The sequence below is a fragment of the Mycolicibacterium grossiae genome (assembly GCF_008329645.1).
Lineage (GTDB): Bacteria > Actinomycetota > Actinomycetes > Mycobacteriales > Mycobacteriaceae > Mycobacterium > Mycobacterium grossiae.
Genome location: NZ_CP043474.1, coordinates 3,094,625 through 3,117,205, shown reverse-complemented (window position 1 = coordinate 3,117,205; position 22,581 = coordinate 3,094,625). Strand labels below are relative to the sequence as shown.

23 protein-coding genes are annotated in these 22,581 nt (G+C 70.8%); 18 read left to right on the top strand and 5 right to left on the bottom strand.

Going from position 1 to position 22,581, the window contains the following annotated elements:
* Positions 1 to 4: 4 nt before the first annotated feature.
* The 5 genes from FZ046_RS14975 to FZ046_RS14955 all read left to right on the top strand — a co-directional run bounded on the left by FZ046_RS14975 (position 5) and on the right by FZ046_RS14955 (position 7,330).
* Positions 5 to 1,786, top strand: a complete 1,782-nt coding sequence (locus FZ046_RS14975; protein ID WP_246182788.1) for an ABC transporter ATP-binding protein — start codon at positions 5 to 7, stop codon at positions 1,784 to 1,786.
* Positions 1,783 to 2,781, top strand: coding sequence for a phospholipase D-like domain-containing protein (locus tag FZ046_RS14970; RefSeq protein ID WP_070352330.1), 999 nt, complete (start codon positions 1,783 to 1,785; stop codon positions 2,779 to 2,781). Before FZ046_RS14975 ends, FZ046_RS14970 begins: the two co-directional genes overlap by 4 nt.
* 98 nt (positions 2,782 to 2,879) lie before the next feature.
* On the top strand, positions 2,880 to 3,134 hold the full coding sequence (locus tag FZ046_RS14965) for a hypothetical protein (protein WP_070352331.1): 255 nt from the start codon (positions 2,880 to 2,882) through the stop codon (positions 3,132 to 3,134).
* Between the two features lie 26 nt (positions 3,135 to 3,160).
* The gene (locus FZ046_RS14960; protein ID WP_070352332.1) at positions 3,161 to 4,894 is read left to right on the top strand and encodes an FUSC family protein; all 1,734 of its coding nucleotides are present in this window, start codon (positions 3,161 to 3,163) and stop codon (positions 4,892 to 4,894) included.
* A 108-nt stretch (positions 4,895 to 5,002) separates the two neighbouring features.
* Positions 5,003 to 7,330, top strand: a complete 2,328-nt coding sequence (locus FZ046_RS14955; protein WP_070352333.1) for a putative bifunctional diguanylate cyclase/phosphodiesterase — start codon at positions 5,003 to 5,005, stop codon at positions 7,328 to 7,330.
* Here FZ046_RS14955 and FZ046_RS14950 read toward each other — a convergent pair.
* Positions 7,327 to 8,157, bottom strand: a complete 831-nt coding sequence (locus tag FZ046_RS14950; RefSeq protein ID WP_070352334.1) for an LLM class F420-dependent oxidoreductase — start codon at positions 8,155 to 8,157, stop codon at positions 7,327 to 7,329. The two genes, FZ046_RS14955 and FZ046_RS14950, sit on opposite strands and share 4 nt — an antisense overlap.
* A 111-nt stretch (positions 8,158 to 8,268) precedes the next feature.
* Here FZ046_RS14950 and FZ046_RS14945 point away from each other — a divergent pair, with 111 nt between their 5' ends.
* Both FZ046_RS14945 and FZ046_RS14940 read left to right on the top strand, forming a co-directional pair.
* Complete coding sequence (locus FZ046_RS14945) at positions 8,269 to 9,045, top strand: SDR family NAD(P)-dependent oxidoreductase (RefSeq protein WP_070352335.1); 777 nt, start codon at positions 8,269 to 8,271, stop codon at positions 9,043 to 9,045.
* Positions 9,045 to 10,352: an MFS transporter gene (locus tag FZ046_RS14940; RefSeq protein WP_070352336.1), complete on the top strand. Its 1,308-nt coding sequence runs from the start codon at positions 9,045 to 9,047 to the stop codon at positions 10,350 to 10,352. Before FZ046_RS14945 ends, FZ046_RS14940 begins: the two co-directional genes overlap by 1 nt.
* Here FZ046_RS14940 and FZ046_RS14935 read toward each other — a convergent pair.
* Entirely contained in the window at positions 10,325 to 11,191 is an 867-nt protein-coding gene (locus tag FZ046_RS14935; protein ID WP_070352337.1) for an adenylate/guanylate cyclase domain-containing protein, read from the bottom strand. The two genes, FZ046_RS14940 and FZ046_RS14935, sit on opposite strands and share 28 nt — an antisense overlap.
* 9 nt (positions 11,192 to 11,200) lie before the next feature.
* Between FZ046_RS14935 and FZ046_RS14930 the strand changes: the two genes are divergently transcribed.
* The 3 genes from FZ046_RS14930 to FZ046_RS14920 all read left to right on the top strand — a co-directional run bounded on the left by FZ046_RS14930 (position 11,201) and on the right by FZ046_RS14920 (position 12,853).
* Positions 11,201 to 11,644, top strand: a complete 444-nt coding sequence (locus FZ046_RS14930) for an EVE domain-containing protein (RefSeq protein WP_070352338.1) — start codon at positions 11,201 to 11,203, stop codon at positions 11,642 to 11,644.
* Complete coding sequence (locus FZ046_RS14925; protein ID WP_070352416.1) at positions 11,641 to 12,306, top strand: L,D-transpeptidase family protein; 666 nt, start codon at positions 11,641 to 11,643, stop codon at positions 12,304 to 12,306. Before FZ046_RS14930 ends, FZ046_RS14925 begins: the two co-directional genes overlap by 4 nt.
* Before the next feature lie 73 nt (positions 12,307 to 12,379).
* Positions 12,380 to 12,853, top strand: coding sequence for an ATP-binding protein (locus FZ046_RS14920; protein WP_070352339.1), 474 nt, complete (start codon positions 12,380 to 12,382; stop codon positions 12,851 to 12,853).
* An 89-nt stretch (positions 12,854 to 12,942) separates the two neighbouring features.
* Here FZ046_RS14920 and FZ046_RS14910 read toward each other — a convergent pair whose 3' ends face one another.
* Positions 12,943 to 13,605, bottom strand: coding sequence for a GntR family transcriptional regulator (locus tag FZ046_RS14910; RefSeq protein WP_070352340.1), 663 nt, complete (start codon positions 13,603 to 13,605; stop codon positions 12,943 to 12,945).
* 350 nt (positions 13,606 to 13,955) lie between these two features.
* On the opposite strand from FZ046_RS14910, the gene FZ046_RS14905 reads away from it, so the two are divergent.
* The 6 genes from FZ046_RS14905 (at position 13,956) to FZ046_RS14880 (ending at position 19,198) form a co-directional block, all read left to right on the top strand.
* Positions 13,956 to 15,320 (top strand): NtaA/DmoA family FMN-dependent monooxygenase, encoded by a 1,365-nt coding sequence (locus FZ046_RS14905; protein ID WP_070352341.1) that lies wholly within the window; start codon positions 13,956 to 13,958, stop codon positions 15,318 to 15,320.
* The gene (locus FZ046_RS14900; RefSeq protein ID WP_070352342.1) at positions 15,317 to 16,117 is read left to right on the top strand and encodes a sulfurtransferase; all 801 of its coding nucleotides are present in this window, start codon (positions 15,317 to 15,319) and stop codon (positions 16,115 to 16,117) included. Before FZ046_RS14905 ends, FZ046_RS14900 begins: the two co-directional genes overlap by 4 nt.
* Positions 16,114 to 16,959, top strand: a complete 846-nt coding sequence (locus tag FZ046_RS14895; protein ID WP_246182787.1) for an ABC transporter permease — start codon at positions 16,114 to 16,116, stop codon at positions 16,957 to 16,959. Before FZ046_RS14900 ends, FZ046_RS14895 begins: the two co-directional genes overlap by 4 nt.
* A gap of 28 nt (positions 16,960 to 16,987) precedes the next feature.
* Positions 16,988 to 17,947 carry an ABC transporter substrate-binding protein gene (locus FZ046_RS14890; RefSeq protein WP_070352343.1) on the top strand — a complete coding sequence of 320 codons (960 nt, stop codon included), beginning with the start codon at positions 16,988 to 16,990 and terminating at the stop codon, positions 17,945 to 17,947.
* Entirely contained in the window at positions 17,944 to 18,702 is a 759-nt protein-coding gene (locus tag FZ046_RS14885) for an ABC transporter ATP-binding protein (RefSeq protein WP_070352344.1), read from the top strand. The genes FZ046_RS14890 and FZ046_RS14885 overlap by 4 nt, the downstream gene beginning before the upstream one ends.
* A gap of 70 nt (positions 18,703 to 18,772) precedes the next feature.
* Positions 18,773 to 19,198: a PPOX class F420-dependent oxidoreductase gene (locus FZ046_RS14880; RefSeq protein ID WP_070352345.1), complete on the top strand. Its 426-nt coding sequence runs from the start codon at positions 18,773 to 18,775 to the stop codon at positions 19,196 to 19,198.
* Here FZ046_RS14880 and FZ046_RS14875 read toward each other — a convergent pair.
* Both FZ046_RS14875 and FZ046_RS14870 read right to left on the bottom strand, forming a co-directional pair.
* Positions 19,177 to 20,352, bottom strand: coding sequence for an MFS transporter (locus FZ046_RS14875; protein ID WP_070352346.1), 1,176 nt, complete (start codon positions 20,350 to 20,352; stop codon positions 19,177 to 19,179). The two genes, FZ046_RS14880 and FZ046_RS14875, sit on opposite strands and share 22 nt — an antisense overlap.
* A gap of 26 nt (positions 20,353 to 20,378) precedes the next feature.
* On the bottom strand, positions 20,379 to 20,726 hold the full coding sequence (locus FZ046_RS14870) for a cupin domain-containing protein (protein WP_070352347.1): 348 nt from the start codon (positions 20,724 to 20,726) through the stop codon (positions 20,379 to 20,381).
* A 135-nt stretch (positions 20,727 to 20,861) separates the two neighbouring features.
* Here FZ046_RS14870 and FZ046_RS14865 point away from each other — a divergent pair, with 135 nt between their 5' ends.
* Positions 20,862 to 21,449, top strand: coding sequence for a type II toxin-antitoxin system RelB family anti-toxin (locus FZ046_RS14865; protein WP_070352348.1), 588 nt, complete (start codon positions 20,862 to 20,864; stop codon positions 21,447 to 21,449).
* Positions 21,450 to 21,459: 10 nt separating this feature from the next.
* The gene (locus FZ046_RS14860) at positions 21,460 to 22,572 is read left to right on the top strand and encodes an ABC transporter substrate-binding protein (protein WP_070352349.1); all 1,113 of its coding nucleotides are present in this window, start codon (positions 21,460 to 21,462) and stop codon (positions 22,570 to 22,572) included.
* The last annotated feature ends 9 nt before the right edge of the window (positions 22,573 to 22,581 follow it).

The following is a 22,581-nucleotide window of genomic DNA, read 5'->3' as shown; positions in this document are numbered from 1 at the left end:
GCTGGTGACCGTGAGATTGATCCTCGAACTGCTGAGGCCGCACCGGTGGCTGCTGGCGGCGATCTTCGCCGTCCTCGTGGTGCAGATCGCCATGGGCCTGGCCGCTCCATGGCCGCTGAAGATCGTGCTGGACAGCGTCGTTGGGGACCACCCACTGCCGTGGTGGCTGCACGGCCTGCTGCAGCCGATGCTCGGCGGCGAGGGCAAGATGCACGTCGCCGGGCTGGCCGCCATCATCGTCGTCGTCATCGCCGTCATCGCCGCGGTCGCCACGTACGTGGCGAACTACTTGACCGAGACCGTCGGTCAGCGCATCGGCAACGAGCTGCGCAACCGCGCCTACCATCACCTGCAGCAGCTGTCGCTGAGCTACTTCGACACCCACCGCGTCGGCCCGATCCTGTCCACCCTCACCGACGACGTCGACACCATCCAGGACTTCGCGTCGGCGTCCACGCTCGGCATCGCCACCGACCTGCTGACGATCGTCGGGATGTTGGCGCTGATGCTCTGGCTGCAGTGGGATTTCACGCTGATCGCGCTCGTCGTGGCGCCGCTGCTGCTGCTGTTCGTCTCGCGCGTCCGCAAGGCCGTGAAGGCGGCGACGCACGAGGTGCGCCGGCGCGAATCGGAGATCGTGGCGGTCGCCGAGGAGGGTCTGCAGTCGATCCGCGTCGTGAAGGCCTTCGACCGCGAGTCCGAGCAGGGGCGCCAGCTCGCCCTCGTCGGGCAGCAGGCCGTCGACGCGGCGCTGAACGCGCGCCGGGTGAAGTCGGTGGTGTCGCCCATCGTCGCGGTGGTGGTCGCGGCGTGCACAGCGATCGTGCTGTGGCGGGGCTCGGCGCTCATCCTCGCCGGCACCATGACGGCCGGCACGCTGACGGTGTTCATCTCCTACCTCGCCTCGTTCTTCAAGCCGGTGCAGGACCTCGCGAAGCTGACCAACACCATCGCCATGGCGTCGGTGGGCGTCGAGCGGGTCGGTGCGCTGCTCGACGCCGAGACCGCCATCGAGGAGAAGCCGGACGCGGTGGACCCGGCGCGGGTGAAGGGCGCGCTGTCCTTCGAACGCGTCGCCTTCAGCTACGACGGCGAGAAGCCGGTGCTCCGCGACGTGACCTTCGACGTGGCACCCGGCCAGCTGGTCGGCATCGTCGGGCACACCGGCAGCGGCAAGTCGAGCCTGGTGAGCCTGATCCCGAGGTTCTACGACCCCAGCATGGGCGCGGTGCGGATCGACGGCGTCGACCTGCGCGAGTACAAGTTGCACGAGTTGCGGCAGCAGATCGCCTACGTGCTGCAGGACACCGTGCTGTTCCGCGGGACGGTGCGCGACAACATCGCCTTCGGCCGGACCGACGCCGACCACGACGAGATCGTGGAGGCGGCCAAGCTCGCCAACGCGCACGAGTTCATCTCCGAGATGCCGCAGGGCTACGACAGCGCGGTGGGCGAACGCGGCATGACGCTGTCCGGCGGTCAGCGGCAGCGCATCGGCATCGCCCGCGCGCTGATCCGCAACAGCCCCATCCTCATCCTCGACGAGCCGACCGCTGCGCTCGACGCCCAGTCCGAGCACCTCGTCATGTCGGCGCTGCAGCGGCTGATGGCCGACCGCACGGTGATCACCATCGCGCACCGGCTCAGCACGATCCGCGACGCCGACAAGATCGTCGTGCTCGAGGAGGGCCGCGTCGTCGAGCAGGGCACGCACGCCGAGTTGCTCGCTTCCGGCGGTACCTATGCTGAACTGCACCGGATCCAGTACGAAGACGAGGTGCCGTGACGCGCTCGCTGATCATCCTGCCCGACGACTCCGCCCAGCCGGTGCTCGACGCGATCGCCGGCGCCCGGCGCTCGGTGCGCATCAAGATGTTCGCGTTCTCCCACACGCCGCTGCTCGACGCGGTCGTGGCCGCTCACCGCCGCGGCGTGATGGTCCAGGTCATGCTGAACCCCGCCCGCCGCGACGGGATGACCGACAACGACAGCGCGCGAGACATGTTGCAGGCGTTCGGGATCGACGTGCGAGCCAGCAATCCGGCGTTCGATCTCACCCACGAGAAGTCGATGGTCGTCGACGACGAGCACGCCTTCGTCGAGTCACTCAACTGGACCGAGGAGAACTTCACCGAGACCCGGGACTACGCCGTCGTCACGCCGAGCCGCACCGAGGTGCTCGAAATCGTCGAGTGCTTCGAGGCCGACTGGCACCGCGAGGACTTCGACCCCGGCCACGACGCCCGGCTGCTGTGGTGCCCCACCAACGGCCGTGCGCGCATCGCCGAGTTCATCGACTCCGCCACGTCCGCGCTGTTCGTGCAGAACGAGCGCTACCAGGACCCCGTCATCATCGAACGCCTGGTCCGTGCCGCCCGGCGCGGGGTCAAGGTGCACGTGATGGCCCGGGCGCCGCACCACTTGAAGAAGGACAAGCTGCTCGAGGGCGTGAGCGGGCTGCGCATCCTCGATGACGTCGGCATCAAGATCCACCACCTCAAGCACCTCAAGCTGCACGCGAAGATGATCCTGGCCGATCACGAACGTGCCATCGTCGGATCGATCAACCTGTCCCCCGGCAGTTTCGACCACCGCCGCGAACTGGCCATCGAGTTCAGCGATCACCACGTCCTGGAGCGACTGAACGAGGTGGCCCGCCACGACTGGAAGAACTCGGCGCGGCTGGACCTCAGCGATGCGGGCCTGCTGGCCGACCTCGCCCGCCGCGACCCCCAGGAGGTCGAGCAGCTGGCGCTGCGGGAGCCGCACCGGCACCGGTGACCGTCGAAACCTGACGCCTTTCTTACCCACGGATCGTCACCCCGGCCGGCTCGGCTAAATGGGTGTCTAATGGTGTCCATTGAGCAGTCGGAGGACACATGCGCCAGGCACACGACACATCCGCCGAGGACGAGGCGCTGCGCCGGGTACGCGCGGCCTACGAGTGCCTCGCCCACTGTCCGCGCGGCGCGGATGCGGGCGCGGCACTGGACGCCCTGCAGGACGCCGTCGACGACGCCCGCCGAGCCGGGCTGAACTGGGGACCGATCGCCGCCGTCGTGGAGATGCGCCGCGGCGCCGCCTACGACCGCTTCGCGCGGCGCCGGCGCTTCCCGATGCGACGGCCGGACTGATCGGACCGGTCCACTAGCCTGATCGGGTGCTGCCGGGCATCGTGGGCCAGGTCGTCGCCGTGAACCGGCTGACGGGACGGTGGCCCTTCGCCCTGCGTGCGGGGTTCTGCATGGCGGCGCCCGTGGTGGCCGGGTGGGCGGCCGGCGATGTCGCCGCAGGACTGACGGCCACCATCGGCGGCTTCACCGCCCTGTACGGCAGCGGACGCCCGTACGCCTACCGTGCGCTGGAACTCGCCGTGGTCGCGGTGTCGCTGGCCGTCGCGGTCACCCTGGGCGACTGGGCGGCATCGACCGATCCCTGGCTGGGCGTGGCAGTGACGTCGGCGATCGCCGCCGTCGCCGTCCTGGTGTGCAACACGCTGGCGGTGGGACCGCCCGGCGCCTACATGTTCGCGCTGGCCTGTGCGGCCGGCGTCGGCATCTCGGTCGAGCACGAAAGCCCGTGGCACTTGGGCGTGCTGGTGCTGTGCGGCGGCGCCTTCTCCTGGCTCGTGCACATGTCGGGTGCCCTGGTGCGGTATCGCGGACCGGAGCGGGCGGCCGTCGCGGCCGCCGAGCGCGCCGTGCATCGACTGGCCGAGGATGTGGGCACCGCTGCGGAGAACCGCTCGGTGGACGCCGCGGCGCGCGCCCTGCACCACTCCTGGGTGGTCCTGGTCACCTTCCAGCCCATCCGGCCCGAGCGCAGCGCCGCCCTGCAGCGGCTGCGAGCGACGAACCACCGCCTGCACGCCACGTTCGCCGGCCTCGTCAGCGGCACCACCGGCCCGCACTCCGAACGCGGTCCGAGGACCGACGAGATCCCGCTGGGCCGGCCCGGCGGCGTTGCGCTGCTCCGCTCCGCACTCGCCGGCTCTCACCCGCTCCGGGTGGCCGTTCAGGTGGGCGTGGCCGCAGTGGTGGCCGGGTCGTTGGCGACCGCGCTCGGCGTCGACCGCGGGTACTGGGCCATCGCCGCCGCAGTCCTGGTGTTGCACAACGGTTTCGATCGCCGCCGCACCGTGGTCCGCGGACTGCAACGCCTGCTCGGCACGCTGGCGGGGCTCGGACTGGCCGGGGGCATCCTCGGGCTGCACCCGCACGGCCCGTGGCTGGCCGCACTGCTGTTCGTCCTGCAGTTCTCCATCGAGATGCTGGTGGTGCGCAACTATGCGCTGGCCACCGTCGTGATCACGCCGACGGCACTCACCATCGCCTCGGGTGGCCGGCCCATCGGCGACCTCGGCGAACTGCTGCTCACCCGCGGCGTCGACACCCTGATCGGCTGCGCCGTCGCCTTCGCGGTGCTGCTGCTCGGCGGACACCGCTACGAGGCCACCCGCATCCGCACGGCGCTCGCCGACGCGCTGGACGCCTTGGCGCTCCTCGTGCCGCACCTCGCCGCGGGCGAGGTGACCAGTGCGTCGGCCCGCGTGGCCCGCCGCGACGCCCAGACCCGGGCGATGGCACTGCTGGTTGCCTATGACGCCGCCGTTCAGAGCGGGAGCAGGGCGTCTCGAGCGGCCGAACGGCTGTGGCCGGCCGTCGCCGCGTGCGAGCGACTGACCTACCGGACGCTCGCCGCATGCTGGCACGTCCAGCACCCCGGGTCGCGGCGCCCCGTCGACCCCGCGGACGGCGAGCGCCTCCACGCCGACCTGGCAGACCTCGCCACCGCAGCGCGCACCGGTGCCCCACCCGTGGCGGACGGCGCGGTTCCGGCGTTCGCTGCCGACGAGATCGTCGAGGCCCGGCAGGTCCTCTCGGCACGGGCGTGAGGGTGACGACGAACGAACGACCGGGTTGACCCCCGACGGCCGGGGACGCGACGTAGTCTGCGAAGAGCCTGGTGCCGTCGGTGCCCAGCACCGGACCCGAGGAGCGTCATGACGGGGTGGAAGCCGAACCTCGCGTTCGGCGCCCTCGCCGTCGGCTTCGCCGTCTTCGCGACCTCGCTGCTCCTGGGCTGGGGCGGCCCGACCGGCGTACTCGTCGTCAGCGACATCGGGTCTTTGCTGGCCGGTGGATTCGCGGCGTGCTCGGCCGCTCGCACCGCGCTCGTCTGCCGCGGCCGGCAGCGCCGGGCCTGGCTCGCCCTGACCGTCGGGCTGGCGGGATGGTTCTTCGGTGACGCCGTCTGGGCCTACTACGAACTCGTCCTGCGCGTGGACTCCGCCCCGTTCCCCTCCCCGGCCGACGGCGGGTACCTGCTCTTCTCCGTGGCAGCGTGCGTGGCGCTGCTGCTGCTGCCGATCGGCAGCGTCGGGCAGTCGCAGAGCCGGCTGCTGGTCGACGGCGCCATGGTCGCCGGATCGCTGTTCGTGGTGTTCTGGGCCATCGGGCTGGACGACGTGTTCCACCGCGAGGAGCAGAGCCGCGTCGCCTTCGCCGTGTCGGTGAGCTATCCCATCGCCGACCTGGTGCTCGTCACCGCCGCCTGCCTGATGCTGACCCGCGCACGGTCCGGGCAGCGGGCGGTGATGGTGGTCTTCGGGGTGGCAGCTGCCGTCATGGCGGTCAGTGACGGCACCTTCGTCCTCCTGAGCGCCGACGACTCCTACGTCAGCGGCGGAGCCGTCGACGTCGGCTGGGCGGCCGGGCTGTTGCTCTTCGGCGTCGCGGCGATGCTCGGCGCGCGGTCGGCGCACATCGAACTGGGGCTCGCCAAGGCGCCGTCGCGGGCGGCGTTCTGGCTGCCCTACGTCCCACTGCCCGCGGCGGCCGTGTACGCCGTGATGACCGACGGGTCGACCACGCTCGTCGTCGCGGCGCTGGTCCTGGTGACCTGCGTCGTGCTGCGGCAGTTCCTGATGAGCGAGGAGAACCGCCGGCTGCTGACGATGGTCGCCGACCAGGCGTTCCGCGACCCGCTGACCGGGCTGGCCAATCGCGCTCTGTTCGCCGACCGACTCGCGCACGCGGTCGCCCTGCGCCGTCGCGACGGCCGCGGCGTGGCCGTGCTGTCGGTGGATCTCGACGACTTCAAGGTCGTCAACGACTGGCTCGGGCACCCCGCCGGCGACGCACTGCTGCGCGCGGTCGCCTCTCGCATCGTCGGCGCGGTCAGCGACGGTCACACGGTGGCCCGCGTCGGCGGCGACGAGTTCAACGTCCTCATCGAGGACGACCTCGACCCACCACTCATCGTGGCGCACCGGATCTTCGACGCCTTCGACGAGCCGTTCCCCGTCGACGGGCACGACGTCTTCATGCGCCCCAGCGTCGGCGCCTCGGCGGGCGAGAGCGCAGGCAACGCCGAGTGGTCCGCCGAGACCCTGCTCAAGCAGGCCGATCTCGCGATGTACGCCGCCAAGCGCAGCCAGCACGGTGGCGTCGTCTCCTACACCCCGGACATGGAGATGATCGACGTCCGCGAGCTGGACCCGCCCCGCGAGCGCAGCGTCGCCTCCCGTCGCAGCGGCTCGGCCGGGCTGCAGCTGTTCGCTCAACTCCGGCGCGCGATCGACCACGGCGACCTCAGCCTCGTCTACCAGCCCAAGTTCACCGTCGCCACGGGGACGATGGCCGGCGTCGAGGCGCTGGTGCGGTGGGAACACCCCGAGCGCGGAGTGCTGCTGCCGGGCGAATTCCTGCCGCTGGCACGGCAGAACGGCCTCATGGGCGCATTGACCGAGGCGGTCATCGACAGGGCGGTGCGTGACGCGTCCGGGTGGCGCGCGGCGGGCGTGGACGTCCCGTTCGCCGTCAACCTCTTTCCGCCCTCGCTCGGTGACGTGGACCTGCCCGCTCGGATCGGGCAGATCATCGCCGACGGTGGACTGCGGACCGACCGGCTCACCGTGGAGATCACCGAGGACTTCCTGCTGGGCAATACCCGGCGGGTACGCAGCGTTCTGGACATGTTGCGCGAGCAGCACATCCGCGTGTCGATCGACGACTTCGGCAGCGGCTACAACGCGCTGAGCTACCTCCGCGAACTCCCGATCGACGAACTCAAGGTCGACCGCGAGTTCATCGCGCCGATGCTGTCCCACGACCGGGCCGAGGCGATCGTCCGGGCGATCATCGACCTCGCCCACCGGCTCGACATGACGTGCGTGGCCGAGGGCGTCGAAGACGGAGCCACCGCGGCCCGGCTGGCCGAACACGGCTGCGACGTCATCCAGGGCCACCACTGCAGCCCACCGGTCAGTGCGTCGGAGGTCCTGGACGTGCGGCCCCTCAGCGAGCGGGCCATCGCAGCGCGGGGCTAGCCGCGGTAGGCCGCGACGCGCTCGGCGAAGTCGTCGAGCAGCCGCAACGACTCGTCACGCGGCTTCGTCGGCAGCAACAGTGCCACCTCGTCGAAGCCGAGATCCTCCGCGGCACGCCAGTAGTCGGGGTCCGCCGGGGTGCCGAACTGGCGCAGCGGGACGTCGTGGCCGAGACCGTCGCGCATCTGCCCGATGCGGTGAGCCAGCCGGTCGGCGGGTAGCGGGTTGGAGATCCATCCCGCGTCGTGCCGGATGACGCGCTTGACGGTGGCGTCGGAGTCGCCGCCGATGAACACCGGCGGGTGCGGTCGCTGAACCGGCTTGGGGCGCAGGTAGGAGGAATCGAAGTCGACGAAGCTGCCGTGGTACTCGGCGGGCTCGTCGGTCCACAGCGCCTTGATCGCCTCGATGCGTTCGTCGAGCAGCTTGCCGCGGGTCTTCGGGTCGGTGCCGTGGTGGCTCAACTCCTCGATGTTCCACCCCGCACCGACGCCGAACACGAAGCGCCCGTTGGACAGCAGGTCGATGCTGGCGGTCTCCTTCGCGGTGATGATCGGGTCGCGCTGGATGAGCAGCGCGATGCCGGTGACGAGTTCGATGGACGACGTCACGGCCGCTGCGGCGGCGAGCGTGACGAACGGGTCGAGCGTGCGGTAGTAGATCGACGGTAGGTCGCCCCCCATCGGATAGGGCGACTTCCGGCTCGCCGGGATGTGGGTGTGCTCGGCGATGGACAGCGACGAGAAGCCGCGTTCCTCGACCGCGCGGGCCAGGGTCACCGTGTCGATGGTGTCGTCGTTGACGAACGTCGAGATGCCGATCCTCATGTGTTCCCTTCCTGCGGGGGTCATCGCTGCCAACCGGGCTCGGTGGGTCGGCATTCCCCGACGGGCCGACACCCAATCGGCGTTCGCCACCCACGCCCTAGTCTGATCGTCGTGGACATCAACGGAGCTAGCGCAATCGTCACGGGTGGGGCATCGGGCATCGGTGCGGCCACCGCACGGCAACTGGCCGCCAAGGGAGCCAGCGTCGTCGTCGCCGACCTGCAGGAGGAGCGCGGACGCGCCCTGGCACACGAGATCGGCGGCGCGTTCGTCAGCGTCGACGTCACCAACACCGACCAGATCACCGACGCGGTGAACACGGCCGCCGATCTCGGCCCGCTGCGGGCGCTGGTGAACTCGGCGGGCATCGGCTGGGCACAGCGCACCATCGGCAAGGACGGTGAGTTCTCCTCGGCACACGACCTGGACGCCTACAAGAAGGTGCTGGCCATCAACCTGGTCGGCACCTTCGACTGCATCCGGCTGGCCGCCACCGCGATGAGCCGTCTGGACCCGACCGACACCGGCGAGCGCGGCGCGATCGTCAACATGACGAGCGTCGCGGCGTTCGACGGGCAGATCGGCCAGGCCGCCTACTCGTCGTCCAAGGGCGGCGTCGTCGGATTGACGCTTCCGGTCGCGCGCGACCTGTCGGCCGTGGGCGTCCGCGTCAACACGGTGGCGCCCGGGCTGATCGACACCCCCATCTATGGCGAGGGTGAGGCGTCCGAGGCGTTCAAGGCCAAGCTCGGGGAGTCCGTGCTGTTCCCGCACCGGCTCGGCAAGCCCGAGGAGCTGGCGTCCATGGTGGTCGAACTGATCACCAACTCCTACATGAACGCCGAGGTGGTCCGCGTCGACGGCGGCATCAGGATGCCCCCGAAGTAGTGCGTCCCGACGATTCCGGCCCGGCCGGACCCGACGAGGGCCGCGGCACTGCGCCGCGGCCCCGCGGGGCACTGGGCCTAATCGTCGACCCGGTGTTCGGCGCCCTGTTCTGGGGCAAGATGTTCTCCGTCGTCGGGGTCTGGACGCACGGCATCGTCGCGGCGATCGTCATGTACGACGCGACGCGCTCGGCGCTGATGGTCGGACTCGTCGGCGTGGTGCAGTTCGGTCCGCAGCTGATCCTCAGTCCGACGAGCGGCAAGTGGGCCGACACCGGCAACCCGGCGCGACAGATCCTGCTCGGCCGGGTGCTGTGCATCGCCGGATCGGGGTCGGTGGCGGTATGGCTGTTCGCCGATCCCGACATCGCCGGCGCGGCGGCCGCCGTCCCGGTGCTCCTCGGGTCCACCCTGGTGGGCTTCGGCTTCGTCGTGGGTGGCCCGGCGATGCAGTCCATCGTGCCGAACCTCATCCGGCCCGGCGAACTGTCGACGGCCATGGCGCTCAACAGCTTTCCGCTGACCATCGGCCGGGTCCTCGGCCCGGCGGCCGGCGCGTACCTCGCTGCGCACCTCGGGTCGGCGGCGGGTTTCGCGGTGAGCGCCGGTCTGCACCTGACCTTCGCGGTGTTCCTGCTGGCCGTGCGACTGCCCGCCCCGCCGGCCAAGCGCGCCGATGCCGACTACCGGGTCCGCACGGCGGTGCGCTACGTCTGGCGGGACCGGCCGTTGCTGTTGGCGCTGCTCGCGGTGACGACGATCGGCATCGCCTCGGACCCGTCGATCACGTTGGCCCCGTCGCTGGCCGATGCGCTGGGTGGCGGCCCGCGTCTGGTGGGTGTGCTGTCCGCGGTGTTCGGCGTGGGTGCGGCGGTCGGGATGGCGACGCTGGCCGCGCTCGGCGGCCGGGTGGCGGCGGCGAAGGTCTCCTCGGTGGGGCTGCTCGTCCTCGGCGTGGGATGCGTGGTGTTGACCGTCGGCACGGTCACCGCCGTCGCACTGACGGGGTTCGCCGTGGCCGGCGTCGGCTTCGGCTGGGCCATGACGGGCTTGAGCACCGTCGTGCAGGAACGGGCGCCCGAGGAACTGCGCGGCCGCATCATGGCGCTGTGGCTGGTGGGGTTCGTCGGCTCCCGGCCGCTGGCGGCGACCGTGCTCGGCGGCACCGCCGATCTGATCAACGTCCAGGCCGCGTTCGCCGTGGCCGCGGTGCTCACGCTGGCGGTGGCGCTGCTGTGCCGTCCCGCCCGGCTGACCGGCCCCATGCCCGACGCGGTGCCTCAGCCCGCCGAGAGGTCGACGGCGTAGACCGTCTGCGCGTCGCGGACGCCCTTCAGCTCGACCGTGCGTGGAGCGGCGAAGCGGATGGCGTCGTCGTCGACGGCGGCGCGCGCCGCCTCGCTCACCACCACCTCTCCCCCGTCGGCGAGGTCGGCGACCCGCGAGGCCATCGCGACGTCGAGGCCGAAGAGATCCTCACCGCGGCGCACGGAGGTGCCGACGTGCACGCCCATCCGGACCCGGATGCCGTCCCAGCGCTCCGGATCGGCCGCGAGCGCCTCCTGCACGGCGATGCAGCAGCGGACGGCGTCGGCGGGCTCGGCGAAGGCGAGCATGAACCCGTCGCCCTGGTTCTTCACGACGTACCCGCGGTGGTCGGCGACGAGCCGGTCGATCAACGCGTTGTGCCGCTCGAGCACGCGCACCCACTCCCGGTCGCCGAGGGCTTCGTTGCGCTGCGTGGATCCCTCGATGTCGGAGAACACCAGCACCACCCGGCCGTCGGCGGAGACCACCCGCCCCAGGCTGGGGCGCTCGACTCGCGCCCACCCCGCGAGGTCCTCGATGCTGCTGCGCACCTGTCCGCCGAGGCCCTTGCGCAGCACCGCGTCGGCGGTCTGCACGGTGTTGAGCACGGTCTTCACGGCCAGCGGCGCCACACCGAGCGGCGGGCGGCGCCGACGCGGGCCGCGGGGCTCCGGATGCCGCGCCTGCGCCAGCGCCCGCCGCGTGGTCCGCAGAGACCGTCGTGACACGGCGAGGACGACGGCCAGGGCGATCAGGCCGGCGGCCTCGAGTGCGACGACGAGCGACAGTGCGAGGGTCACCGGTCGATCATCCCCGGGCCCGCCACGACGGCGCGGCATGATGGGTTCGTGCCGGATCGCCGCGTGACCCTCGAGACGCTCGGTGCGTGGGTGATCGAGTGCAATGCTCGGCTGACGCCGATCGAGCCGATGCTCGCCGCGGGCGCGGCGAAGGACGCGTGGTGCGTCGCGGCCAACTACCGCACGCGGCTGATGCGTCCGGGCCAGCGGGTGCTGTTCTGGGTGTCGGGCCACGCCCGGCGCGGGATCTGGGGCGCGGGGGTGATCGCCGGCGAGGTGAGCACCGACGCTGCCGGGCAACGACACGTACCCGTCGACCTCTCGTTGTTCGCCGAACCCGTCACGGCCGCCGACCTGGCGTCGATTCCGGGTCTGCGCACGCTCGAGGTGCTCAGGTCACCCCAGCAGGCCAACCCGTCCTGGGTCAGCGGCGACGAGTGGGCGGCACTGGCGCCGCTGCTGCCGGCGGGATGCGCGAGGATGGCGCGATGAGCCCCCGCCGCCGCATCGCCCACGCCGTCCTGGTCGCGACGCTGCTCTCGGCGCTGGCCCCGGCGGGGCGGGCCGCCGCCGAGCGCGACGACGAGGTGCGGCAGCGCATCGTGGTCAGCGCGCCCAACGCGGACTCGCCAACCGGTGAACTCACCGCCTACCAGCTCGTCGGCGACCGCTGGGAAGCCGTGCTCGGACCGGTACCCGCCGATCTCGGCGAACTCGGCGTGGGCGCGCCGGCCGACGACGTGTTCCGCACGCCCGTGGGCACCTTCCCGCTCGGGCAGGCCTTCGGTCGCAAGCCGGATCCCGGGACGCGCATGCCGTACTTCCAGACCACCGACGAGGACTGGTGGGACGAGGACCAGGAGTCACGGACCTACAACCAGCACGTCCGGACGGCGGACCTGTCCTGGTCGGACGACGCCGAGAATCTCTACGACTCGGGAAGCATCTACGACTACGCCGTGCTGATCGACCACAATCCCGAACGGGTGCTGGGACGGTCGGCGGGGATCTTCCTGCACGTCACCGACGGCGACCCGACGTGGGGCTGCGTCGCCATCGACGAGGCCCGGATGGTGAAGCTGCTCGCCTGGCTGGACCCTGCGGCGCACCCGCAGATCACGATCGGCGTCGACGCCGGACCCCCGGCGTCGTGAATCGAAACGTCGATCTGATGACGGTTCACGTCACGAGGATGACGCCGACGCCGCAGCGGGTACCTAGTTCGGCGTGACCGTCGAGTACGTCAACAGCTCGGAGGGGGCCGGGCACCTGCGCCAGCGGGGCCGTGCGGACCCCGTCACGGTCGCGCGCTTCCGCAGCACGCTCGGCGAGTGGCTCGACGCGACGCTCAGCCTCTCCGCCGAGCGCCGCGCCGACATCCTGCTGGCCACCGACGAGGCGCTGTCGAACTGCGCCGACCACGCCTACCGCAACCGCTCGGAGGCGGGACCGATGTACCTCGAGGTGTCGTTGGACCGCCAGGAGTCCACGGTCACCGTGGTGGTCAGCGACGAGGGCACCTGGCTCGAGCAGGCGCCGCCGACGTCCGAGGGACTGCGCGGCCGCGGCACGCGGCTGATCCGCGCGCTCGCCGACGACGTCGTCATCGACGCCACCGCGGACGGAACGACGGTGCGCATGCAGTTCCTCGGCTGCGAGGTGCAGGAGACCCGGCGCGGCCGGCGGCGCCGAGAGGCCTAGCGCCGGCGGCGTCGAGAGGCCTAGCGCCGGCGGCGTCGAGAGGCCTAGCGCCGGCGGCGTCGAGAGGCTTTGCGCGGCGGCGCCGAGGCTCAGTGGGCGCGCGCCGAGGTACGACGCACGTGCGCCGCGACGCGCAGATCGCGCATCCGCTCGAGGTGGCTGGTCATCGTCTCCCCCGCCGCAGCGGCGTCTCCCCGGCGGATCGCCTCCAGGATCTCCACGTGCTCGAGGTACCCGCGGTTCGTGGTGGCCGATGCCGCACGGTCCGGGCGGTAGTCGACGAGGAGATCATCGAGGTGACCGAGGGACGATGTGATGACGGCACTACGAGCGGCGTCGCGCATCGCGACGTGGAACTCGGAGTTCCAGTCCGGATGGCGTGCGGTGTCCTTCTCGTCACGACGCATCGCCAGCAGGTGTGCGAGTCGGTCGACGTCGATCGCGCTGCGCCGCCGCGCCGCCAACTCGGCGGCCGCGGCCTCGAGCGGAATCCGCGCCTCGTATATCGCCTCGATCTCCTCGGCCGACCGCTCTCGGACGACGTAGCCCCGATCGGTGCGTTCGATCAGTCGGTCGTGCGCTAGCCGGGCCAGCGCCTCCCGCATCGGTGTGCGGGACACACCGTAGGACTGTCCGAGGGTGGTTTCGAGGAGCACCGTTCCTGGACCGAAACGCCCGTCGAGCAGGTCCTGCTTCACTCTCAGGTAGTGGGCATCGGCGCGCGCACCGGCCGTAGATGCATTGCCAGTCATCGTCTTTCGCCCCGCTTTGCTCTCGACGGTTGGGGTTGCGGTCGCGTACACGAGTGTATACGCTCGCGTACGTGAATCGATGGCTGCAGCATGCGATCACGGCGTCGAGCCGTCGTCACACGTGCCCGCAGTCTCCTCGCCGCGTATTCGCGGACGCCTCCAGCCTGGTGCGGCGCCGGTACGTCGACCTCCTGCTCGTCAACAGCTGCCTCTGTATGCGCTGAGCGTCCCCGCGACGCTTCCCCCTCCCTTCCGGCTCACCATCTCCTCGCCGCGCCGCGTCCCTGCGCGCCGGCGGATGGTCGACGCCTTCACTCTCGTGCCCCGGACGGGGCGAAAGGCACCATCACGTGTCCGACGACAGACGCATGCACCTCGGTCTCACCATCTGGCCCACCGGCTTCCATCCCGCCGCCTGGCGGCTGCCGGGGTCCCATCCCGACGGGAACTCCAATCCGACGCTGCTCCGCGAGGCGGCGCAGACCGCCGAACGGGGCGTCTTCGACTTCTTCTTCATCGGCGACCGGCTCGTGGGGTTGACCGGATCGCAGTTCGCCAACCCGAACGAGGTGCTTCGCCCGGAGGCCCTCACCCTCGCATCGCACATCGCCGCCGTGACGACGAACATCGGGCTCATCACCACGGTCAACACGACCTACAGCGATCCCTACAACGTGGCGCGGGCCACGGCCACGATCGACCACCTCAGCGCCGGCCGCGTCGGATTGAACATCGTGACCGGCAAGAACGAGGAGGCGGCGCGCAACTTCGGCCGGGATCAACACTGGGACAACGACCGTCGTTACGACTGGGCGGCGGAGTACATCCAGGTGCTCGAATTGCTTTGGGACAGCTGGGAGGACGACGCGCGCGTCGCGGACGCGGCGACGGGACGCTTCGTGGACTCGGACCGGGTGCACCAGATCGGCTTCCGCGGCGAGTTCTTCTCCGTCGACGGCCCGCTGAACGTGCAGCGGCCCGTACAGGGGCGCCTGCCCATCGTCAACGCCGGCGCCTCCGAGCGGTCACGGGAACTCGGTGCGCGGTTCTCCGATCTCCGCTTCACGAACTCCTCGACGCTCGGGCTCGCCGGAGCACGTGAGTACTACGCCGACCTCAAGTCGCGACTATCCGCCCATGGTCGCTCCCCCGAGGACCAGCTGATCATTCCCGGCGTCGCCGTCTACGTGGAGGACACCGATGCCGATGCACGGCAACGGTATTCGGAGCTGCAGCATCTCCTGCGGACGGGCCCGGCGGGCCGTGCGCGACTGTCCGAGGCGTTCGGCGTCGACCTGTCCGCACTGCCCGATGACGCCCGGATCGGCGACGTCGTCGACACGACCGCTTTGCCGCACGCCGGACGCACCGCTCTGGACACCTCCATCGACCTCTACGGTCACGACGATCCGACACTTGCCGAGATCACCGCGACGCTCCTCCGCGGCGCGATGTTCAAGGAGGTGGTCGGCAGCCCGCAGCGGGTGGCCGACGTGCTCGAGGAGTGGTTCACGACCGGCGCCGCCGACGGTTTCATGATCTTCCCGCCGCGCGTCCCCTACAACATCGACCGCTTCGTCGACCTCGTGGTCCCCGAGTTGCAACGCCGGGGGCTGCACCGCCGGGAGTACACCGGCAGGACGCTGCGGGACCACCTGGGCCTGTCCCGCCCGGTCAACCGGTTCAGCGCCGCGCCCGAGGCGGTGCCGTCGTGACGGTCTTCGTCAGCGCTGACACCCTGGCGGCCATCCGCCGGGAGCGCCCGGACACGGTGCGCGTCATCGAGGTCCGTCGCACCGGAGACGACGCGCCGGACCGCCACGTCGACGGGGCGGTGGTGGCAGTGCTGACGACCGATCTCTCGCGCTCCGGCGCACCCGCGACCGAGGGCAAGCGTCCCCTTCCCGACCTGCCAACACTGCAGGGCACGGTGCGCCGCTGGGGCATTCACGACGACACCAGCGTCGTCGTCTACGACCACGACGGCAGCTTCGTCGCGGCCCGCGCCTGGTGGGTCCTGCGCTGGGCCGGCTTGGCGGACGTCAGCATCCTCGACGGCGGCCTGCCGGCCTGGCTGGCCGCAGGACATCCCGTCGGTCGCCTCGCCGCCGACGTCGGGCGGGGCACGGCGACCCTGACCGGCGGACGGCTACCGCAACTCGACGCGGATGCAGCCGCGGCTCGCGCCGCGGCCGGCCGGCTCGTCGATGCTCGACCCACGGATGCGTTCGCCGCCGGGCACATTCCCGGCGCGCGCAACGTCAGCTCCAGGTCGACCATCGCCGACGACGGCAGGCTTCACGACGCCGCCACCCTGCGCGCCCGTTACGGACCCGACCTGGCGGGGATCGGACTGTACTGCGGTGGCGGGGTCGCGGCGGCCCACGGCGTCGCGGTACTCGCCCATCTCGGCGTCACCGCACCGCTGTTCGTCGGGTCGTTCTCGGCGTGGAGTGCCGACCCACGCCGAGCCGTCGCCAGGGCGAGCACGGCCACGGGAGGGACGTCGTGAGCCGTTCACTCGATCGGCCGACGCCGACTACCGCTCCCACGGCTCCGGTCCGCGCGGGACAGGCGGATCTGGCGTCGATCGACCGGCGGGCCGCACGGCACCGGCGCACCGTCGTCCTGGGCGGCCGCGTGCTCATCGCGGTGGTGATCGTCGGCACATGGCAGCTGAGTTCGGACCGGATCTTCCCGTCCTTCTACGTGTCGTCTCCGTCGGCGATCGCCGAGCGCCTCGTCGACCTGGTGCACTCCGGTGAGCTGTGGCCGCACCTGACGCAGACGCTGGTCGAGGTCGCCCTCGGCATGTCGATCGGCGTGCCGCTCGGAGCGGTCCTCGGCATCGCCCTGGGGTCGTCGTTCCTCATCGGCGGATGGCTGCTGCCGTACATGATGGCCCTCTACAGCCTGCCGCGAGTCGTCCTGGCGCCGCTGTTCATCATCTGGTTCGGCGTCGGCCTGCTGTCCAAGGTGGTGATGGTGGTGACGATGGTGCTGTTCGTCGTCTTCTACAACGTTCACCAGGGCGTGCAGCAGATCGATCGGGACCTCGTGGACGTCACCCGGTCGATGCGGGCCACCCGATGGCAGACGCTGCGCTGGGTCGTCGTCCCCTCCTTGGTGCCATGGCTGGTCACCGGCGTCCGATTGTCGATCGGGATCGCGCTCATCGGGGCGGTCATCGCCGAATTGATCGCGGCGAGCGAGGGACTCGGTTACTACATCAAGTACTCGTCGAACCTCCTCGACGTCACCGGCGTCTTCGCCGGCCTCGCGGTCATCACCACGGTCGCCATCGCACTCGACCAATTGCTCAAGATCTTGGAGCGCCGGATCGCGCCCCGTTGAGGCGCCCATCTTCGATTGGGGAATCACCATGATCAAACGACAGCTGACGGCTGCTGCCCTCGCGGTCGCCACGGCCGCGACGCTGGCACTCGCCGGATGCGCGGACCAGGAACGCACCAACGCCGTGAAGGTCGGCATCGTCTGCGGCGGGCTGAGTCTCGCGGCGCTTGCCATCGACGAGGGCCAGCTCGACGGCGTCGCCGCCGAGAGGGTCTGCTTCGACAGCGGCTCCGACGCGGTTCAGGCGCTCAGCGGCGGGAGCATCGACGCCTTCGTCGGCGCCGGCGAGCACGTCGTGCGCAACCGCATCAAGAATCTCGACGTGAAGGGGTACGCGGTCACCAGCCAGGTCCCGCCGTACGCGCTGGTGACCTCAACGACCTCGGGCATCTCCCGGGTCGCCGACCTCGCCGGCAGGTCGGTCGCCGTGACGGCACCCGGCAGTCTGTCCGACACCGAACTCCAACGGGCGGTGGCCGACGCGGGCATCGACTACGAGGGGTTGCGCGTCGTCGGCAGTGGCACCGGGGCGACGATGCAGGCCACCATCGACAAGGGTGGTGCCGCGGCCGGGATGGTCACCGACCCCCTTCTGACCACCATGGTGCAGTCCGGCCGGTTCAGGGTGTTGTGGAAGCCCGATTTCCAGTACGTCGCGCTGACCGTCATCGCCCGGGAGTCGTGGGCGCAGTCGCACCAAGATGCGCTGGGCGCGTTCGTCCGGGGCGTCGATGCGACCCTGCAGCGGGGCACGACCGACTTCCCCGCCACGCTCGAGGCTGCGAAGAAGCAGGCGCCAGACCTCGACCAGAAAGTGCTCGAGCCGGTCCTGAGGACCACGCTGGAGCAGGCGCCACCGGGATTGATCGCCGACGCGCGCGTCTATCGCGACACCGTCGCGCTGCTGGAGCAGGTCGGACAGGTCGAGCCCGGGGCGGCGCCGAGCTATGAGGACGCCTTCGACTTCAGCCTGTTGAGGTCGCCGTGACCGAGGTCGTCTTCGACGGCACCGGGGTCGCCTACCCGACACCCACGGGCCGCCGGCTCGCCGTGGACGACGTCTCGCTGACGGTCGGCTCGGGACAGTTCGTCGCCCTCGTCGGACCGAGCGGATGCGGCAAGTCGACGCTGCTCAAGGTGGCGGCCGGGCTCGTGCCGCCGACGAGCGGCGAGGTGCGGGTGGGCGGTGCGGTCGTGACCGCGCCGCCCGCCGGTGTGGGCATGCTCTTCCAGAACGACGCGCTGCTCCCCTGGCGTTCGGCACGCGACAACGTCCGGCTCCCGCTGCAGATCGCTGCCGTCGCACGGGGCGAGCAGGACCGGCGCAGCACGGAACTGCTCGAGCGCGTCGGCCTCGCCGACTTCGCCGACGAACTGCCGAGCCGCCTGTCGGGTGGGATGCGAAAGCGCGTCGCGTTGGCGCGCACGCTGGCGTCCGATCCGAGCGTGTTCTTGATGGACGAGCCCTTCGGGCCCCTCGACGCTCTGACTCGCCGCGAAGTCGGACGCGACTTCCTCCGCCTGTGGGAGCACCTGCGCACGACCGTGATCTTCGTGACGCACGACGTGGACGAGGCGCTGCTGCTCGCCGATCGCGTCGTCGTGATGTCCGCAGGCCCCGGCCGGATCATCGTGGATTACGAGGTGCCGCTGCCCCGTCCGAGGGATCCGCGCGAGCTTCGCTTCACCCCGGAGTATCACGACCTCTACGACGCGGTCTCCGATGCGTTGGGCGTCACCTGACCGATCGCGGTTGACCGGCCGTGGTGCGGGAACCCCAGGGTTCCCGATGTCGCACCCCCGAGGAGAACGCATGTCGTCGCCGCTGTCGGACGAAGCCCGCACGATGCTGTCCAAGCCCAACCCCGCGGTGATCAGCACCGTCCGCTCCGACGGGCAGCCGGTGTCGGCGGCCACCTGGTATCTGCTGCGCGGCGATCAGGTGTTGGTCAACATGGACGTCGCACGCAAGCGTCTCAACCACATCCGCAAGGACCCACGGGTTTCCCTGACGGTGATCGACGAGGCCGACTGGTACACCCACGTGACGCTCATCGGCCACGTCAGCGAGATCTACGACGACGAGGGCCTGGCCGACATCGATGCGCTGTCGCAGCACTACCAGGGCACGCCGTACCCGGACCAGGAGCGTCCGCGGGTGAGTGCGCTCATCGACATCGACCGCGTGCACGGCTGGGGTGCGCAGAAGAACAACGATCAGCCCGACGGTCGCGGCTGAGACAACCCTTCGAGCGGCCCGGCCAGCCGCGCGGCCAGGGGGCTCGCCGCCGCCACCAGCGCCAGGCACACGGCGACGGTGACGGCCCCCGCCACGCCACGGGCGTCGGTCGCGACGCCGGCAAGGGCGGTGCCGGCGGCGCCACCGACCAGGGCCCCGCTGTTGAGCCAGCCGAAGGCCTCGGTGGCGAGTTCCGGGTCGACCCGGTGCGACACCATCGCATACAGCGCCGACAGCGCGGGCGCGAAGCCGAGCCCGGACGCGAACAGCGCCACGAACTGCGCGACCGCACCGTCGAGGAGGCCGAACACCGCGGTGCCCGCCGCGACGACCGACAGCGCCGCCACCAGTCCGCCGACCCCGAGCCGGCGGTGCCCGAACGCCAGGCCACCGACCAGCGATCCGGCGCTGGCGACGGCGATGGCGGCGCCGGCCCGGACGCCGCTGCCGTAGTCGGCGACGACGCCGACCTCGAGTGCCATGAACGACGCCACCAGCGCCGCGCTGGCGATCATGGCCAGGAGCACCGCACGGTCGATCAGCACGCGGCCGAATGCCGCGGTCCGCGGCGATCGCTGCGGGTGCAGCCGCCGCGCGCCGACGAGGAACCAGCACGTGCCGCCGAGCGTGACCGCCGCCGACACCAGCAGTGGCGCCGCGGTCGACACCGCCGACACGAGCAGCGTCGCGGCGACCGGGCCCACCACCCAGATCAGTTCCTGTGCGGTGGTGTCGAGTGCGAACAGTGCCCGGACGCCCTCGCGCGGCACCATCTGCGGGTACAGCGCGCGCACCACCGGCATCAGGGGCGGCACCGACGCACCGATCAGCACGCCGATCGTCAGCAGCAGCGGCGGCGACGGCGTCGCGAAGGCGAGCGCGAACATGCTGGCGCCGTTGGTGATCGAGCACGTGAGCAGCACCGGCACGGCGCCGATCCGGCCGGCGATGCGCGCGCTGGCCGGCATGGCCACGGCCTCACCGGCGCTCATGCAGGCCACGACCGCGCCCGCGAGCGCGTAGGAACCGGTCCTTTCCCGCACGTGCAGCAGGATCGCGAGCGACAGCATGCCCAGCGGCAGCCGCGCGAACAGTTGTGCCGCAGTGACGTTGACGACGCCCGGAACGCGAACCAGATCGCGGTAGGCCCGCACCCGGACTCCCTCCTTCGTCGGTCGGGCTAGAAGACCGTGTAGGCCTTGCGGATGGTCTCGACGACGTCCCACCGTCCCGTCCACCCGGGCGGCAGGACGAGGACGTCACCGGGACCGACGTCGATCACCCGTCCCGTCGCGTCGTCGGTCAGCCGCGCCGCGCCCGAGATGATGTAACACGTCTCGGTGTCGGGACGGTCGACGACCGGCCAGCCGCCGGGCTCGCACTCCCAGATGCCGACCTGCGCCTCGCTGCCCGACGCGACGGGCAGCAGCCGCACCTGCGGGTCGCCGCTGTCGGCACCCGCGCGGCGCCCCGCGGGTTCGAGGTCGCCCGCCACGGCGTGCCGGGACAGATGGATCAGTGCGCTCATGACGGCCTTCCGCGAGTCGTTTTCGTCATTCCGGTTGCCCGCCCTCGGGGGCAGGCATAGTGTGGCACGCCAACGAACACTTTGTTTACCTATATCGAACCCCGGGTTCTACCCCGTGAGATTGGACGTTCGCCGATGGCGCTGACCGACGACACCGTGGGTACCGCCGCGTCGCGCGCCGACGTCGAATTGGGCAGTCGCATCAGGGAATTCCGACAGGTGCGCAAACTGAGCCTGCGCGACCTGGCGAGCCGGGCGGGGATCTCGGCGGGGTTCCTCAGTCAATTGGAGCGCGGCCAGGTGAACGCCAGCGTCGGCACGCTGCGGCGCCTGGCCGAGGAACTCGGCGTCACGTTGCCCGACCTGTTCGGCGACCACCATGCGCACGGTGCCCGCATCCTGCGCAAGGCCGAGCGCCCCGAAATCCACGTCTCCGACCTCAGCGCCAAGTACCTCCTGTCGCAGAAGCCGCTGATGAACCTCGAGGTGTACTCGGCCGAGTTCGCGCCCGGCGGGTCGGCCGGCGACGCCTACACCCACGGCGACGCCCAGGAGGTCCTCGTCGTGGTGCGCGGGACGTTGACCCTCGAATTGGACGGCAGGCAGCACCAATTGGAGGCCGGCGACTCCGCCGAATACCGCACGTCGATACCGCACACCGTGCACAACCTCAGCGACTCGACCGCCGAGCTGCTGTGGATCGTCAGCCCACCCACCGCGTGAAGGAGTCCACATGTCCCCCGCACTGAAGGCCATTGGAAGCGGCATGGCGGCCGTCCTGCTCACCGCCGCGTGCTCGTCTGGCCCGGCGCCCGGCGCCGACGTCGACCTCGGCAGCGGCCCGCCGCAGGCCGGCACCATCAAGGCCGACTTGCTCAAGGGCGTCACCCTGACGTTCGTCTCCTACGGCGGCATCTTCCAGGACGGCCAGACCCAGGCCGCCGTCGACCCGTTCGCGAAGGAGTCGGGCGCCCGCGTCCTGCAGGACGGCCCCACCGAGAGCACGAAGATCAAGTCGCAGGTCGAGTCCGGCAACGTCACCTGGGACGTCATCGACACCACCAACGTCTTCACCGCCCAGCACTGCGGCGAGCTGTTCGTGCCGATCGACACCAGCATCGTCGACGTCAGCAAGATCCCGCCGGGCGCGAAGACCGACGACTGTTCGGTTCCCGCAATGGGATACGGCCTGATCGTCGTCTACAACACCAAGAAGTACGGCGCCAATCCGCCGAAGTCGTGGGCCGACTTCTTCGACACCGCGAAGTTCCCCGGCAAGCGCTCCGTCGAGGGCATCGCCGGCGAACTCGACCCCGGCGTGCTCGAGGGCGCGCTGCTGGCCGACGGCGTCGCACCCGGCGCCATGTACCCGATCGACGCGCCGCGGGCGCTGCGCAAGCTGTCCTCGATCCGCGACGACATCGTGTTCTGGAACAGCGGCGCGCACTCCCAGCAGCTCATCGAGGCCGGCCAGGTGGACATGGCGCTGGTGTGGAGCGGGCGCGCCTACTCCGCGGTGAAGAACGGGGCACCCTTCGCGCCGATGTGGAACCAGTGGATGCCCGAGGCCGACACGATCGCCGTGCCCAAGGGCGCCAAGAACCCCAAGGCGTCGATGGCGCTGATCAACTACTACCTGGGCGCCCAGCAGCAGGCGAAGCTGTCCGAGCTGACGTCCTACAGCCCGATCAACGTCGACGCGAAGCCGCAGCTCGACCAGCTGGCGCAGAGCTACCTCACGACCACCCCGGAGCGACTCGAGGACCGCTTCCCGATCGACCTCGCCTGGTGGGCCAAGAACAACGACGACATGGTCGGGGCCTACACCGATTGGCTCGCCAAGTAGGAGACGCAC